Raw genomic sequence first — 14,712 nt, 5'->3', positions numbered from 1 at the left:
TGTTTGGCATTGGCCTAACAGGGTTTTTTATTTTATTGGAAATTTTCAAGCATATTATCCTGTTTTGAGCTGGTTTTATTGATTCTTTACCTATAACATCCTCGCTGCATCCTAAGCCTTTTATTACCTTTTGTTTACCCTTTGTTAACCTTTTCACTGAAGCAGTAGTTCAGATCAGGTTGATTGCAGGTAGAGCCAGGGTTATTGCGCTGGTTACTAAACCTAAGGGAGATGTTAAGCGGTAGTAAAGAAAGTGTACAGTAGTATACAGCCATGGGTGGATAAAAGGTGGCGAAAAGGTGGGTAGAATGTGGGTTGGAGGTGTGGTGGGCTGAAAAATTATTTTGGAATTTTAATCTGATTGATTAAATTTAGTGATCATCCCTTTTGACTATGCTAATATAAAAAAATTATGGCTATACAAAATGGAGTGATCAAAATTAAAGGGAAGCTGGGCGATCTTGTCGCTTACGAGCGCAATGGCAAGTATGTAATGAGGCAGAATGTCTCAGACAAAAAGCAGTCGGAAAACAGTAAAAAAAGCAGCCGGGATTTTGGTTCGGCCAGTAAGACTGCTGCACAGCTTCGTAAAGCATTTGCACCATTAGTTGAGTTTTATGGAAACGATGGCCTGGTGAATCGGCTTAATAAACAGTTGGTCGCGATTTTTAACACCATCCCTCCTGAACATACAGGCAAAAAGAGACTTGCTGATGGCAATATTGCCTTGCTTAAAGGATTTGAATTCAATAAATCAAGGCCCTTCGAAGAAGTATTCCGATCTCTTCCGACGCTTCAGATTGAACCGGGTGGTTTGGTTAAACTGATTATACCAAAGAAAAAGACCAGTGAGCTGATAAAGCCACATCCCAAAGCAGTCAGAGCCTGTTTGCAGGTACGTGGCTTTCATTTCGATCTAGGCGAAAGTGAAGAATATGAAATTATTAAGATTAAAGATCTGATCATTCACTTAGATCAGGGACAGTTTCCGAAAACTGTATTGCCTATCAAACTGGATCACGACGGCGATAAGGCGTTAGTTATCGTTATGGGGATTCGTTTTAATATTGGGGGATCGGGATATTCGGGTGACAAAAAATATTTCGTATGTAAGATTACCCATGCGCTGCATTTAAAGGATGGAATCGTCATAGATTTTGTTGCCCAACCAGGCAAAAAAGCTGTAATAGCAGATGAAGAGGAGGGCCTGAGCTGGGTTGTTGAGGATTGATGATTTAATAAGAGAGAAAGTTGACTCTAAATTTAAAAAAAAAAGCAGCTGTAATCAATTACAGCTGCTTTAATATATTGTTTGTAGTTCCTATTGAGGAGATTGCTGCGGAAAGAACATCGATAAACGGCTTTCTAAACCGGTGAATATCTTTTGCAGGTTATTGCTTACCTTTTCCTGGCCAGCAGCTTTACTTGTTCTGATCATTCGATCCAGATAGTATAGCCCGGTTTGAATGTTTTGCGAACCTGTTAAGCCCTTGGTTTGCGAGACGTCTGCCAAATGGCTAAGTTCTTTATTAATATAATCGCCAGACTGTGTTACAATCTCATTCGCTCTGGCCGTTTCTCCTAATTTATATAAGTTTTCAGCCATGTAGAATTTCACCACCACTGTACGGATACCAAAGAATTTCTGCGGCATTACCTCATAGTATTTATCTACCACCTTTTTAGCTTCACCTAGTTTACCTTCTTTGATTAAGCTTCCTGTCAGGTTACTGAAAATGTTTGTGAAAATAAAGGTATCATCAGACGATTGCGGGTCGAGATAGGTTGCTGTTTTCATGTTCCCCCATTTAAATTTCGTCATCACGTTATTATACAAGGCAGGTGTGTTTAATTGTTCTGCTTTATCTTCCGTTGTTGCTGTATCAGGTTTTAACGGTAATAAACGTAATGCAAGGCCTTCGCTATACAGGTATTTGTCTAAACCGATATATTGCTCTGAAGGAACTGTTGATGCGAAATAAATCGGACGTTTCCAGTTATTGTGTGCCAGGATATCGAACATGGCCAGTGTACCTTTGGTAACATAACCCTTGTTAAAAGTCCAGTCCATTTCAGGAACAATTTTAGCAGCATCAGCTGCCGGCACTGTTCCTGTACTCACTACTTCCTGAGGATTAATGGTGATTTTAAGGTTTTTAGTTGGCAGGAAGTTTGATTTTGTTCCGTCCTGCATGGCTACTTTATCATCATCATTTGGAGATAATAATAAATCAACTATATTTTTAAGTTCTATTGCGCCAGCGATTTTATAATCGTCGTATGGCATTACATCACGTTCACCCTGTACATATTGTTCAGGTTTCATGGTGATTGGCAATGGTGCAGACTCATTTTGTTTTTGTCGTAAGCCATTGATGTACCAATCGGTATCAAATAAGCTTAAATTTACGATGCGTACATCCGGGCGAACGTTTTCAACTTCCTGAATATACCAAAGCGGGTAAGTATCGTTGTCGCCATAAGTGAATAAGATGGCATTCGGTGCACAGGATTGCAGGTAATCCAAAGCGATATCATGTGGCACCAGTTTTGTTGAACGGTCGTGGTCATCCCAACCTTGCTCGGCCATAATCACCGGAGCGGCTAATAATCCTAAAACAGTTGCACCTATCGCACCAGTTGTAGGTGTTAATTTTTTGAAGAGCCAATCAGAAATTGCCAGTACCCCTAATCCAATCCAGATGGCAAAGGCATAAAAGGATCCTACGTAAGCATAATCCCGCTCGCGTGGTTCCAAAGGCTTTTGGTTGAGGTACAATACAATGGCTATGCCCGTAAAGAAGAATAATAAAGCGACCACGCCAGCATCTTTCTGGTTGCGTTTGAAATGCCAAACAGCACCTAGCAAGCCGATAATCAATGGTAGGAAAAAGAAACGGTTGTAAGCATTATTGTCTACAGTAGAGGGCGGCAGATTTGCCTGAGATCCCTGGCGAAGTGCATCGATCGGCTTAATACCGCTGATCCATTCGCCTTCATAGCCACTTCCCTGACCCTGTTCATCATTCTGGCGGCCAGCAAAATTCCACATGAAATAACGCATGTACATGTAGCCGATCTGATAGCTGAATAAGAATCCAACGTTATCAACCAGATTTGGATTTTTAGCATCATCTAAGTGCATCCATTCTTTGTAGAAGCCTGCATGTCGGGCATCATCACTGTACATACGAGGTAATAATGTGTTATTGTTATACTCGTAATCTGTTTTCTTGCCTGCAACTTCGTATTTGTCTTTGCCTTTCCTCCAGATGGTTTTACCATCGTCAGTAACGCCTACGCGTTCAGAGTTATAGTTTGGACCGAACAGCAAAGGTCTGTCGCCATATTGCTCACGGTTCAGGTAGCTTAAGAATGAAAAAGCATCTTTGGGTGCGCTGTTGTTAAGATTTGGATCTGCTTTAGCCCTGATGATAATCATGGAAAAAGAAGCATATCCGAAAATGATTAAAACGGTAGAAATTAAACCTAAGTTTAATAATTTCTTTTGATGTTTTATCGAGTATCGAATACCGAATACCAAAGCGCTGATAAGCAGAATAGCGAAGAATAATACCCCTGTTCCGAAGCCCATTCCCAGTGTATTTACGAAGAACAGATCAAAGTATGCCCCAAATGAAACCAGATATTGAATGATACCATACTGGATAACTGCCAGGATTAGTATCCCTACGATCAGGGTTTTAATTACACCTGTAGCAGTTGCTTTTTCAGTTCTTTTGAAGTAATAAACAAAGGCCAAAGCCGGAATGGTCAATAGGTTCAACAAGTGGATCCCAATTGATAGCCCCATAATGTATGCGATGAACAACAACCAACGATCGGCTCTTGGTTCATCCGCATGTGCTTCCCATTTTAATATTGCCCAAAATACAATTGCAGTAAATAAAGATGATTGAGCGTAAACCTCAGATTCTACAGCAGAAAACCAGAAACTATCAGAATAGGTATAAGCTAGGGCACCTACAGCTCCGGCACCCATAATGCTGATTAATTTAGCTGTTGTAAGCTCTTCTCCAACCTTCAGAATGGTTTTTTTCGCTAACGCAGTGATTGTCCAAAATAGAAATAAAATAGTTGCTCCACTTGAAACGGCAGAACCTACGTTCATCCAATAGGCTATTTTCGTTAAGTCGCCTGCTGCAAAAACAGAGAAGAAGCGTTGAAGCATCAAAAACAGGGGTGCTCCAGGCTGGTGTACAACCTGCATTCTGAATGCTGAGGCAATAAATTCACCACAATCCCAAAAACTAGCAGATGGCTCTAAAGTTAAAACGTAAGTTATTGTTGCAATTAAAAAGCAGATCCAGCCTACTATATTATTGACTTTTGAATAATTCATTGGTTTGTATAATGACATTAAAAAATAAAGTTCACATAAAAATGCTGCCGAAATTAACTATTCTAGTCGATAAAACAGGTAATTTTTTAGATTGATTTAACAAAACTTAACTGCAATTAGCGGTTGATATAAAAGATTTAAGGCGATTTAAATTTGAGCAAACAGCTGAAACCCACAGGTGGAGTTTAAAAACATACCTGTGGGCTGAAGTTAAAATGTTTAAGGCACTATGATCCGGCAAAAGGCGTGAGGCGAGTGATGAATCCGTTGTACTGTTTTTCGAGTTTTTTACTCATTTCATTCTGCTTAAATGCTTCGGTTAGTTTTACCATTTGACCAAGGTAGGCCAGGTAAAAGCGAATATTCTGTTCAGATACGAGGCGCTTGTCGGTTTCTGAGGATTCGGTTAGGTAATTTAGTTCTTTGTTGATGTGATCCGCCGATTTATTAATCAAGGCATTTGCGCTGTTAAGGTCATTCATCCGATACAGATTTTCTGTGAAATAGTAAGTGCTCATAACCTGGCGCATGGTGTAAAATTTATCCGGAATGACTTCAAAGTATCTACGGGCTACTTTTTTACTTTCCGACAGCTTTCCTTCATTAATTAAACTCGTTAATAAACTGTTAAACATAGTTGAAATGTAGTTTACATCGTCGGCCGATTGCCTGTCTAAATGGTTGGCATGTTTGATATTGCCATAGCCATATACCTGCATCAGGTTCTTGTATAGTGGTTTTGCATTTACCCGGTCAAAATCTTCGGTGACATCGGGGTTGGGTTTTAAAGGCAGTAATCTTTTATTGAGTCCTTCAGTATACAGGTATTTTGTTAGTCCGATATACTGGGCATCAGGCATGGCACCTGTAAAATAAATTGGCCGTTTCCAGTCGTTGTGGGTCAGGATATCAAACAGGGCCAGTGTACCTTTCGTTACGTAATCGCTATCGTATGTCCACTGAATGCTATCTGCAATTTTACCTGCATCTTCTTTAGGTACGGTACCGGTATCGAGCACTTGTTTTGGATTTACGGTTATTTTCAATTTTTTTGTTGGCAACACATTATATTTTGAGCCATCGTTCATCACTACCTTATCTTCATCATTTTCTGATAATAAAATATCCAGAATTTCTTTGAGTTCTATATGCTGGCTAATTTTATAGTCCTGGTAATACATGATATCCCTGGTACCTTCCACATATTGTTCGGGTTTCATAGAAATGGGCAGCGGGGCGGACTCATTTTGTTTCTTTTTCATTCCGTCGATATACCAGTCGGCTGTAAAAAGACTCAGGTTGACCACGCGTACATCCGGACGAATGTTTTCGACTTCCTGCGCGTACCAAACAGGATAGGTATCGTTGTCGCCATAAGTGAAGAGAATAGCGTTCGGTGCGCAGGATTTCAGATAATTTACAGACATGTCGTGAGCGAGGTGACTATCAGAACGGTTGTGGTCATCCCATCCCTCGCTAGCCATGATGACTGGCGCAGCACATAAGGCGATGCTGGCGGCAACAAGACTTGCGCTCATCGGGTTAAGTTTTCGGGATGCCAATTCTTTCAAGCCTAAAACGCCCAGTCCGATCCATATGGCGAAGGCGTAAAAAGAACCAACATAGGCATAATCTCTTTCGCGGGGTTCGACGGGAACAGAATTCAGGTACACCACAATGGCTACCCCTGTAAATACAAAGAGTAAGCCAATTACGCCGGCGTCTTTCTTGTTACGTTTAAAATGCCAGAGTGCACCAATAACTCCCATGATGAGGGGTAGAAAAAAGAATCTGTTATAGGCTTTATTTTCGGTGATTGAAGGGGGGAGGTTATTTTGATTTCCCAAGCGTAAGGCATCAAGGGGCTTAATACCACTTAACCATTCTCCATCACGGCCACCGCGTTGTCCGTCTTCATTGTCTTGTCTGCCGGCGAAATTCCACATGAAATAGCGCATGTACATTTGTCCTGTTTGAAAGGAGAACATATATTTCAGGTTGTCTAAAAGGGTTGGTTTATGTTCATCACTGAAGCCCATGTAGTTTTTATAAAAGCTGATGTGTTCAGGTTTATCGCTATACATTCTAGGCGCGAGGGTTTTGTCGGCATATACATACTCTGATTTAGTTCCCGCTGATTCATATCTGTTTTTTCCTTTACGGAGAATTTGTCCGGTGGTTTGGATATCAGTTTTTGGTGAGTTATAGTTTTGGCCGTAAAGTAAGGGGCGGTCGCCGTACTGGTCGCGGCCTACATACCTTAAGAATGAGTAGACATTATCTACGTTGTAATTGTTAAGGTTAGGCTTTGCCTGAGCTCTGATGATCAGTAATGCAAAAGAGCTGTAACCAAAAATGATAAGAGAAACGGAGAGGAGTACTAGGTTTAGTGTACGTTTGTTTTTAATGATGGAGTATCTGATGGCATAAAATAGTCCGGCTACTATTACCAGGGCATAAAATAAAATACCGGTACCGAAGCTAAGGTTCATTGTATTCACAAAGAAGTAGTCGAAGCTGGCGGCCAGCGAAATCAGGAATTGTATTACTCCGAACTGAACGAATGCAAGTGCGGCGATTGATAAAAAAAAAGTTTTTAAAATACTTTGCCAGGTTACTGAGGCTGATTTTTTGAAATAGTAAACAAAAATGATGGCTGGAATGACCAAGAGGTTGAGTAAATGTACGCCAATGGATAAGCCGGTTAAATAGGCTACGAAAAGCAGCCACCGATCTGCCCGCGGATCGTTTGCCTGTGATTCCCATTTCAAAATCGCCCAGAAAGTGACGGCTGTAAATAACGAGGATATGGCGTACACCTCAGCCTCGACAGCGGAGAACCAGAAGCTATCTGAAAAAGCATAGGCCAGGGCGCCTACTAATCCTGAAGCAATGATGCCAGTTATTTGGGCATTATTTAGTTCTTTGTTTGGTTTAATTATTGTTTTTTTTGCCAGTGCGGTAATTGTCCAGAATAAGAATAATATTGTAGCGGCACTTGCTAATGCTGAGGAGAGATTGATAAAATAAGCGACCAGGTTTTTGTCTCCGAATGCAAGGGTAGAGAAAATTCGCTGGATCATGGAGACGATCGGCGCTCCGGGCTGGTGTACCACCTGTAATCGAAAGGCAGAGGCGATAAATTCACCGCAATCCCAAAAACTGACAGATTGATCCATTGTGAGGATATAAGCGGTTGCAGCGATGAAGAAACAAATCCATCCGGCGAGGGTGTTGATTTTTGAATAAGTCATGGTTTCAGTTAATCAGTTATAGGTTATTGTTAATAGTCGGATTTTGAAATGCAGCGTTGCATGGAAGAAAAAATATTTTTTGATCTTCAATTAGTTAGCAATAAATTTTAATTTTTTTTAAATACACTCTTGCATAATTAAAATATGCTGCCTACATTTGCATTCGCTTTTGAGGAGGTAATCTCAAAAGAAAATTTGAAAGTTTGTCCGATAGTATAAGGGTAGTACAACGGTTTTTGGTACCGTTTGTCTTGGTTCGAATCCAGGTCGGACAACTAAATTTTAGTTCGGATCGTATCTTAACAGATATGATCCGATTTTTTTTAACCGTAAACTACACGGATCATGCCATTGCAGTTTAACCCGGTAAAATTATTCTCCGGAACAGGTTCAAGAGGACTATCACTTAAAATTGCCGAGCAATACGGTAAACCACTTGGTGATGTAACCATTCACAAATTCAGTGATGGCGAATTCCAACCTTCTTTTGATGAATCTATACGTGGCTGTGATGTTTTTCTTATTCAGTCTACTTATCAGCCAAGTGATAATTTAATGGAGCTTTTGTTGATGGTTGATGCTGCTAAACGCGCGTCGGCACATTACATTACTGCAGTTGTTCCTTACTATGGTTTAGCCCGTCAGGACAGAAAGGATAAACCGCGTGTGGCCATTGGTGCTAAGTTAGTTGCTAATTTATTGAAGTCTGCTGGTATTCACCGCATCATGACAATGGATTTGCACGCTGCGCAGATTCAGGGATTTTTTGATATTCCGGTAGATCACCTGGATGGATCGGTGATATTTGTTCCTTATATCAAGAGTTTGGGGTTAAAAAATTTAACTATTGCATCTCCGGATATGGGAGGTTCGTACAGGGCCCGCACTTTTGCAAAGTTTTTCAATGCTGAGGTGATTATTTGTGATAAACGCCGTAAGCGTGCTAATGAAATTGAGTCGATGTCGATCATTGGTGATGTGACAGGGCAGGATGTGGTTTTAATTGACGATATTTGCGACACTGCCGGCACACTATCGAAAGCGGCTGCTTTGATTATGGAAAACGGCGCTGCAAGTGTTAGAGCTGTTTGTACACATGCTGTATTATCGGGTAAAGCTATCGAAACTGTAGAAAATTCGGTTTTAACTGAGTTGATTGTTACGGATACGATACCTTTGAAAAGGGAGAGTGGAAAGATCAGAGTTTTGAGTACAGCCAGTTTATTTGCAAGGGCAATTGCCAATGTGAATGAGCATGGTTCGATCAGTGACCTGTTTAGAGTTTAAAATTTAGGTGGAACGTTGAGGTTTAAAGGCTTAGGTCTGATGCCCGCAACGCAATACTTATTACTAATAAATAAATAAAAATAAAATGAAAACAATCGCTATTAGCGGTTCTCCAAGAGAGAACGTAGGGAAACGCGATGCCAAGGAACTTCGTTACGAAGGTAAGGTTCCAGCGGTATTGTATGGTGGAACAGAGCAAAAACACTTATCTGTGGTTATTGCTGATTTAAGAGATGTTATTTACACTCCAGAAGTGAACTTTGTTGAAATTGATGTTAACGGTGCTAAAACTAAAGCTATCGTAAAAGACACTCAATATCACCCATTAACTGATGTATTATTACACATCGATTTTCTTCAGTTATTTGACGACAAAGAAATCATCATGGAAATTCCAGTTAAATTAACAGGAACTTCTCCAGGTGTTAAAATGGGGGGTAAATTAATCCAGAAGTTACGTAAGCTTCGTGTTAAAGCATTACCTGCAAACATGCCACAAAATGTTGAAGTGAGCTTAGAAAAGTTAGAAGTTGGGAATTTATTCCGTGTTCGTGACCTTAAAGTTGAAGGTTACACGATCACTAATACTCCTGAAGATACTATCGTTTCAGTTGCAATGTCAAGAGCATTAAAACAAGCAGAAACTGAAGCTGCTAAAGGAAAGAAATAGTTAGCTTTTTAAGTATTCCTGTTTACAGGTTTAAACGGTGCAAAATTCATTTTGCACCGTTTTTTTTTACCTTTGCGGCATGAAGTATCTTATAGTTGGCTTAGGTAATATTGGACCTGATTATGCACATACCCGACACAATATTGGTTTCGATATTGCGGATGAGTTGGTTAAAGGTTTAAATGGAAGCTTTGATAATCTTCGTTTGGCTTATTATTCGGAAGTGGGTTATAAAGGTAAAAAGCTACATGTGATTAAGCCGACTACATTTATGAATTTGAGTGGGAAGGCTGTGAATTACTGGATGAAGGAGCTTAAGATTGCGCCAGAGCATGTTTTGGTTATTGTTGATGATCTGGCATTGCCACTGGGAAAGCTTCGTTTAAAACTGCAGGGGTCGAGTGCAGGCCATAACGGGCTTAAGAGTATTGAAGAAGTTTGCGGGGGACAAAATTATGCACGTTTGCGTTTCGGTATTGGTAACGACTATCCTAAAGGCAGGCAGATAGATTTTGTATTAGGCCTGTTTGACAAAAATGAACAACCGGAACTTCCTGCATTGATAGATAAGAGTGTTGATCTGGTTAAAAGCTTTGTTACTGTGGGACCGGCGCATACGATGACTGCTTTCAATAAGTAAGTCAGACAGTGCTTAGCCAGGCTTTTCGGAAAGGGGGACTGGCGATAAGCGGAGTTAGTAAACAAAAAAAGACCATCTTCCGATGGTCTTTCCAGTATTATAGTGAGTTAATGATTATTTAACTTGTTCTTGTGCCCGTGCGATGTAAGCATCAACTAACTGAGCTTCGGCACTTTCAGGGTATTGTGTTTTGATTTTAGTATAAGCATCAACTGCTCCGTTAAAATCTTTAAGGTTTTCGTTTACCAGGCCTAATTTTTTAAGGAACATAGGGGAAGTAAATTTACTAGCTTTATCAGCGGCCTTTTTGTAGTAAGTTGCTGCTTGTTTGAAATCTTTCAATTCGCTGTAAGCATCACCTAATAAACCTAAAGCCAATGGATCGGCAACCGGGCTACCTGTAGCACTATATTTGCTTAATGCATCTACAGCCTGTTTGTATTCACCTTTACGTAAGTAAATGCCACCAAGGTATAAGTTTGCTAAGTTTGCAGATTTTGTATTGTCATATTCTTTAGCAATCTGCTCTAAGCCTTCATATCCACTGCCACCTTTGATGGCTTTGTTAGATAATGAGTCTACACCAATGTATTGCTCTGCTTTATACATTTTGCTGGCAGCTTCCTCAGCGCGGCCTTTTAAATACACACCCTGATACCAAAGATATACTAAGATTAATAAAACTACAGCACCTGCAATGAACAATATGCTTTTGTTATTTTCCTGTAAGAATGAACCTTTTTTAACGGGTTGAATTGTCTGATTATCTGTTGTAGACATGTTTGTTTAAAAAATTAAGATTGCAAAAATACATTTTTCAATCAAAGTATCAACCTTTATTTTGAAGTATTTAATTAATCGTTAATGGATTAGCATGGTGTAAAATCGATTGTCGGGAGATTATTTGCGCAACAGGCTGATGAGTGCATTAAACCAGGTTTGATTATCACTGAATATGCCCGAATGGTTAATAACCAGGTATACTGTCTGACTTTCGGAACGGCTTATGGTTGACCTGATCCGAAGGGGTTGCCAGAACAAGCCAAAGTTTTTTACGGCAGAAGGGGGAAAAAGTTCATCGAAACCCATGTATACTTCCTCGATGTGGGAAATGGGCAATTCCAGTTGTTTATCTCCGGTAATAAAAATACCATTCGACGCCAGCAGGATATTTCCTTCATGTTTGTGTATGGGTTTTAAAAATGAAAAGAGACCTGCAATTTTTTTGTACCAGTTTAAGCTTTTATCTTCCGTAAGCTCATGATCGTATGACCAAAGAACGTTACCCTCGAGCATTTTTTGTGCAACCATATCGTTTTTACTTGCAATGAAAGTACAATTTTTTTTAGTCTTATCAACCTTAATTTTGAACAATGGATATTAAGAGGTTAAAAAACGGTAAATTTGTGACATATCTATGTGGTTAAAGAATCTTACCCTTTTAAATTTCAAGAACTATGGTGACGCGGAGGTTCGTTTCTCAGAAACCGTAAACGTTTTTACCGGAGATAATGGTTCAGGCAAAACGAATATGCTCGATGCCATTCATTACCTGTGTTTGTGTAAAAGTTACTTCAACCCCATCGATACCCAACAGATTAAAACCGGCGAGGAGGTTTTTATGATTCAGGGAGATTTTGACCGCAACGAGAAGAATGACAAAATCAGTTGTGGTGTAAAGCGGAATCAGAAAAAACAATTTAAGCGAAATAAGAAGGAATATGAAAAGCTGGCCGATCACATTGGCCTTTTTCCGGTGGTAATGGTTTCTCCTTACGACGTTAACCTGATTATGGAGGGTAGTGAGGAGCGCAGAAAGTTTATTGACAACGTGATTTCGCAAACTGATTCACAATATCTGGATCAGCTAATTATTTATAACCGGATTCTTCAAAACAGAAATTCTTTCCTGAAGCAGGTTGCTATTACACGAAAGTATGACCCGACGTTGCTGGAAATACTGGATGAGCGACTGGTAAGCGCGGGCAACAGTATTTTTGCAACAAGAAAGGCGTTTATGGATGAGTTTATTCCATTGTTTAGCCAATATTATAACTACCTTACCGAAAGTAAGGAGTTCGTAGAAGTTTTATATCAATCTCAGCTGAATGATACCGCTTTTGAGGAACTGTTGAAAAGGTCTGTAGAAAAGGATCGTGTTTTAGAGCGTACAACTACAGGAATTCATAAAGATGAACTGGTTTTTTCTCTCAGTGAAATGCCACTTAAGAAATTTGGTTCGCAGGGTCAACAGAAATCCTTCCTTATTGCTTTAAAGCTTGCTCAATACGCCTATCTTTCAAAGAACAAGGGATTTAAACCCATTTTGTTGCTAGATGACATTTTCGATAAGCTTGATGATAAAAGGGTGCAAAAATTGATGCAAATGGTGTCGCACCATGATTTTGGTCAGATCTTTATTACTGATACAGGCATAGAGCGGGTGAAGTCTATTTTTGAGGAAATTGATGCAGAGGTAAGTATATTTGAAGTAAAAGAAGGACAGATAAACAATGCGTAAACCCAATGATATTACTATGAAAGATGCCGTTAGCAAGATGCTGGACGTGTATCGACTGCGTCGAAAATTCGATGAGACATCAATTGTTGCTATCTGGCCTGAAATTATGGGAACCGCAATTGCTAACCGAACTACCCAAATTTATATTCGTGATAAGAAACTGTTTATCAGGATAGAATCTTCCGTAATCAAAAATGAACTGGTTATGGTGCGGCAGGGGATTATTCAAAAACTCAATGAGCATGCAGGCAGCGAAGTGATTACTGAAATGATCTTCCTTTAAAAAAAGGCTGATAAATAAAAAATTTATCAGCCTTAATATTATTTTTACTTATTTTCTTTGAGTGTTGATTTTGAGGGGATCTCAAACTAGCTCTTACCGCCTCCGAAAACTTTTGCAAGAATCCATATCAGTAATGCAACCACTACTACAACTATAATAATACCCGACCAAACGCCGGCTTTAAAAATACCTCCTATAAGTTCACAACTCGATAAGGTAGTGCATAAAAATGCGATCAGTGCTAAAGGTAATACTCTTTTCATAATTAATGTCAATTTGTATAGTCCTAACATTAGTGTCAGAAAAAAGTTTTAGCAGGTGCGTTATTTGCCGTTAACCTTCAATAGCTCAACCTCAAATATTAGCGCGCTATATGGTGGAATATCTGCACCAGCACCACGCTCGCCATAAGCCAGGTTGTACGGGATAAAGAATTTATATTTGGAACCAGCAGACATTAATTGAACTCCTTCTGTCCAACCTGCAATTACCCTGTTTAACGGGAAACTGATTGGCTCGCCTCTGTCGTAAGAACTATCAAACTGTTTACCATTTAATAATGTTCCTTTGTAGTGTACGAGAACTGAATCAGTAGCTACAGGCTTAGTTCCTGTTCCTTCAGTTAAAACCTCATATTGTAAACCGCTTGCAGTGGTGTGAACACCAGCGCGTTTTTTATTTTCCTCTAAAAATGTTTGTCCTTCTTTTATCATGGGTGCATATTTAATTTTATTTGCTTCGGCTTCTGCCTTGTTTTTTACAAAAGATGCTTTTGAGATGGCTTCATTGATGCATTGTTGTGCCTGCTCCTGAGTCAGGTAAGTTTTAGTGCCATTGAATGCATCTTTCAATCCTTTTAGTAAAACATCATAATTTAATGTGGAGAGCCCTGTTGATTTAAGGCTTGATCCAATGGATGTTCCAAAAGCGTAACTTGTGGAGTCAAGGCTTGATTTCAAACCAATTACGGCAGGCTTAGCTGGCAGGGTGGTTTTTTTTGCAACAGGTTTCTTTGCTACTGTTTTGGTTTGTGCATAAGATGTAACGGCTAATCCTGATAAACAAGCCGCTAATAAAATTTTTTTCATTATGTGTGATTGTTGTTATTGCTAACGATTAATTGGTTTGATTATTTTGAGCCGAAAGATACAAAAATGCTAAAACAATAAAACCCCGAATGTTCGGGGTTTTATTGTTTTATAACTTGATATAAAGCTTAGAAACGTTCGTCGGCTTTAAAGAAGAAGTTTCCTTCAATTTCTGCATTTTCATCAGAATCTGACCCGTGAACTGCATTTGCATCGATTGACTTTGCATATTTCTGACGGATTGTACCTTCTGCTGCTTCTGCAGGGTTTGTTGCGCCGATCAGTTTTCTAAAATCTTCTACTGCGTTATCTTTCTCCAGAATAGCAGCTACAATTGGACCTGAAGACATGAAGCCTACTAAATCTTTGTAGAAAGGACGCTCAGCGTGAACAGCATAGAACTGACCTGCAGTTTCGTCTGTTAGCTTAGTATATTTTAATGCAATGATTGTAAAACCTGCATTGGTGATGTCGTTGATGATTGATCCGATGTGGCCATTTGCAACTGCATCAGGCTTGATCATAGTAAAAGTTCTATTCGTGCTCATTGTGTTTTGATATCAAATTTTGTGCAAAAATACGTTTTAATTGATGAATATAAAAGGA

13 protein-coding genes are annotated in these 14,712 nt (G+C 39.5%); 6 read left to right on the top strand and 7 right to left on the bottom strand.

Annotated elements, in window-relative coordinates:
• The first annotated feature begins 412 nt into the window (after positions 1 to 412).
• Positions 413 to 1,231: a hypothetical protein gene (locus AB669_RS08860; protein WP_047798900.1), complete on the top strand. Its 819-nt coding sequence runs from the start codon at positions 413 to 415 to the stop codon at positions 1,229 to 1,231.
• 90 nt (positions 1,232 to 1,321) lie between these two features.
• Here the strand turns inward: AB669_RS08860 and AB669_RS08855 are convergent, their stop codons facing one another.
• Positions 1,322 to 4,363 (bottom strand): DUF2723 domain-containing protein, encoded by a 3,042-nt coding sequence (locus AB669_RS08855; protein WP_047799088.1) that lies wholly within the window; start codon positions 4,361 to 4,363, stop codon positions 1,322 to 1,324.
• Positions 4,364 to 4,590: 227 nt separating this feature from the next.
• Complete coding sequence (locus AB669_RS08850; protein WP_047798899.1) at positions 4,591 to 7,617, bottom strand: DUF2723 domain-containing protein; 3,027 nt, start codon at positions 7,615 to 7,617, stop codon at positions 4,591 to 4,593.
• Positions 7,618 to 7,962: 345 nt separating this feature from the next.
• Between AB669_RS08850 and AB669_RS08840 the strand changes: the two genes are divergently transcribed.
• The 3 genes from AB669_RS08840 (at position 7,963) to pth (ending at position 10,214) form a co-directional block, all read left to right on the top strand.
• On the top strand, positions 7,963 to 8,904 hold the full coding sequence (locus AB669_RS08840; RefSeq protein ID WP_047798898.1) for a ribose-phosphate pyrophosphokinase: 942 nt from the start codon (positions 7,963 to 7,965) through the stop codon (positions 8,902 to 8,904).
• A gap of 85 nt (positions 8,905 to 8,989) precedes the next feature.
• Positions 8,990 to 9,574: a 50S ribosomal protein L25/general stress protein Ctc gene (locus AB669_RS08835; RefSeq protein ID WP_047798897.1), complete on the top strand. Its 585-nt coding sequence runs from the start codon at positions 8,990 to 8,992 to the stop codon at positions 9,572 to 9,574.
• Positions 9,575 to 9,653: 79 nt separating this feature from the next.
• Positions 9,654 to 10,214 carry an aminoacyl-tRNA hydrolase gene (gene pth / locus AB669_RS08830; protein WP_047798896.1) on the top strand — a complete coding sequence of 187 codons (561 nt, stop codon included), beginning with the start codon at positions 9,654 to 9,656 and terminating at the stop codon, positions 10,212 to 10,214.
• 114 nt (positions 10,215 to 10,328) lie between these two features.
• Here the strand turns inward: pth and AB669_RS08825 are convergent, their stop codons facing one another.
• Positions 10,329 to 10,994, bottom strand: a complete 666-nt coding sequence (locus AB669_RS08825; protein ID WP_047798895.1) for a tetratricopeptide repeat protein — start codon at positions 10,992 to 10,994, stop codon at positions 10,329 to 10,331.
• Between the two features lie 120 nt (positions 10,995 to 11,114).
• On the bottom strand, positions 11,115 to 11,525 hold the full coding sequence (locus AB669_RS08820; RefSeq protein ID WP_156166710.1) for a hypothetical protein: 411 nt from the start codon (positions 11,523 to 11,525) through the stop codon (positions 11,115 to 11,117).
• A gap of 106 nt (positions 11,526 to 11,631) precedes the next feature.
• Between AB669_RS08820 and AB669_RS08815 the strand changes: the two genes are divergently transcribed.
• Together AB669_RS08815 and AB669_RS08810 are read left to right on the top strand one after the other, a co-directional pair.
• Positions 11,632 to 12,735 (top strand): DNA replication/repair protein RecF, encoded by a 1,104-nt coding sequence (locus AB669_RS08815; RefSeq protein ID WP_047798893.1) that lies wholly within the window; start codon positions 11,632 to 11,634, stop codon positions 12,733 to 12,735.
• Complete coding sequence (locus tag AB669_RS08810) at positions 12,728 to 13,018, top strand: DUF721 domain-containing protein (protein WP_047798892.1); 291 nt, start codon at positions 12,728 to 12,730, stop codon at positions 13,016 to 13,018. Before AB669_RS08815 ends, AB669_RS08810 begins: the two co-directional genes overlap by 8 nt.
• 86 nt (positions 13,019 to 13,104) lie before the next feature.
• Here AB669_RS08810 and AB669_RS22325 read toward each other — a convergent pair whose 3' ends face one another.
• The 3 genes from AB669_RS22325 to AB669_RS08795 all read right to left on the bottom strand — a co-directional run bounded on the left by AB669_RS22325 (position 13,105) and on the right by AB669_RS08795 (position 14,654).
• Positions 13,105 to 13,281 carry a hypothetical protein gene (locus AB669_RS22325; protein ID WP_197082379.1) on the bottom strand — a complete coding sequence of 59 codons (177 nt, stop codon included), beginning with the start codon at positions 13,279 to 13,281 and terminating at the stop codon, positions 13,105 to 13,107.
• Between the two features lie 60 nt (positions 13,282 to 13,341).
• Positions 13,342 to 14,106 carry an FKBP-type peptidyl-prolyl cis-trans isomerase gene (locus AB669_RS08800; RefSeq protein ID WP_082120624.1) on the bottom strand — a complete coding sequence of 255 codons (765 nt, stop codon included), beginning with the start codon at positions 14,104 to 14,106 and terminating at the stop codon, positions 13,342 to 13,344.
• Positions 14,107 to 14,234: 128 nt separating this feature from the next.
• Entirely contained in the window at positions 14,235 to 14,654 is a 420-nt protein-coding gene (locus AB669_RS08795) for a nucleoside-diphosphate kinase (RefSeq protein WP_047798890.1), read from the bottom strand.
• Positions 14,655 to 14,712: the final 58 nt, after the last annotated feature.

It is taken from the genome of Pedobacter sp. BMA (assembly GCF_001027745.1).
GTDB lineage: Bacteria > Bacteroidota > Bacteroidia > Sphingobacteriales > Sphingobacteriaceae > Pedobacter.
This window is presented reverse-complemented; position numbering and strand designations above follow the sequence as displayed.

What these genes read in the sequence shown, in the direction of transcription:
- AB669_RS22325 (WP_197082379.1), bottom strand. Translation starts at nt 13,281, where the DNA reads ATGAAAAGAGTATTACCTTTAGCACTGATCGCATTTTTATGCACTACC.
- AB669_RS08800 (WP_082120624.1), bottom strand. Translation starts at nt 14,106, where the DNA reads ATGAAAAAAATTTTATTAGCGGCTTGTTTATCAGGATTAGCCGTTACA.
- AB669_RS08795 (WP_047798890.1), bottom strand. Translation starts at nt 14,654, where the DNA reads ATGAGCACGAATAGAACTTTTACTATGATCAAGCCTGATGCAGTTGCA.
- AB669_RS08815 (WP_047798893.1), top strand. Translation starts at nt 11,632, where the DNA reads ATGTGGTTAAAGAATCTTACCCTTTTAAATTTCAAGAACTATGGTGAC.
- pth (WP_047798896.1), top strand. Translation starts at nt 9,654, where the DNA reads ATGAAGTATCTTATAGTTGGCTTAGGTAATATTGGACCTGATTATGCA.
- AB669_RS08825 (WP_047798895.1), bottom strand. Translation starts at nt 10,994, where the DNA reads ATGTCTACAACAGATAATCAGACAATTCAACCCGTTAAAAAAGGTTCA.
- AB669_RS08820 (WP_156166710.1), bottom strand. Translation starts at nt 11,525, where the DNA reads ATGGTTGCACAAAAAATGCTCGAGGGTAACGTTCTTTGGTCATACGAT.
- AB669_RS08860 (WP_047798900.1), top strand. Translation starts at nt 413, where the DNA reads ATGGCTATACAAAATGGAGTGATCAAAATTAAAGGGAAGCTGGGCGAT.
- AB669_RS08835 (WP_047798897.1), top strand. Translation starts at nt 8,990, where the DNA reads ATGAAAACAATCGCTATTAGCGGTTCTCCAAGAGAGAACGTAGGGAAA.
- AB669_RS08810 (WP_047798892.1), top strand. Translation starts at nt 12,728, where the DNA reads ATGCGTAAACCCAATGATATTACTATGAAAGATGCCGTTAGCAAGATG.
- AB669_RS08840 (WP_047798898.1), top strand. Translation starts at nt 7,963, where the DNA reads ATGCCATTGCAGTTTAACCCGGTAAAATTATTCTCCGGAACAGGTTCA.
- AB669_RS08855 (WP_047799088.1), bottom strand. Translation starts at nt 4,363, where the DNA reads ATGAATTATTCAAAAGTCAATAATATAGTAGGCTGGATCTGCTTTTTA.
- AB669_RS08850 (WP_047798899.1), bottom strand. Translation starts at nt 7,617, where the DNA reads ATGACTTATTCAAAAATCAACACCCTCGCCGGATGGATTTGTTTCTTC.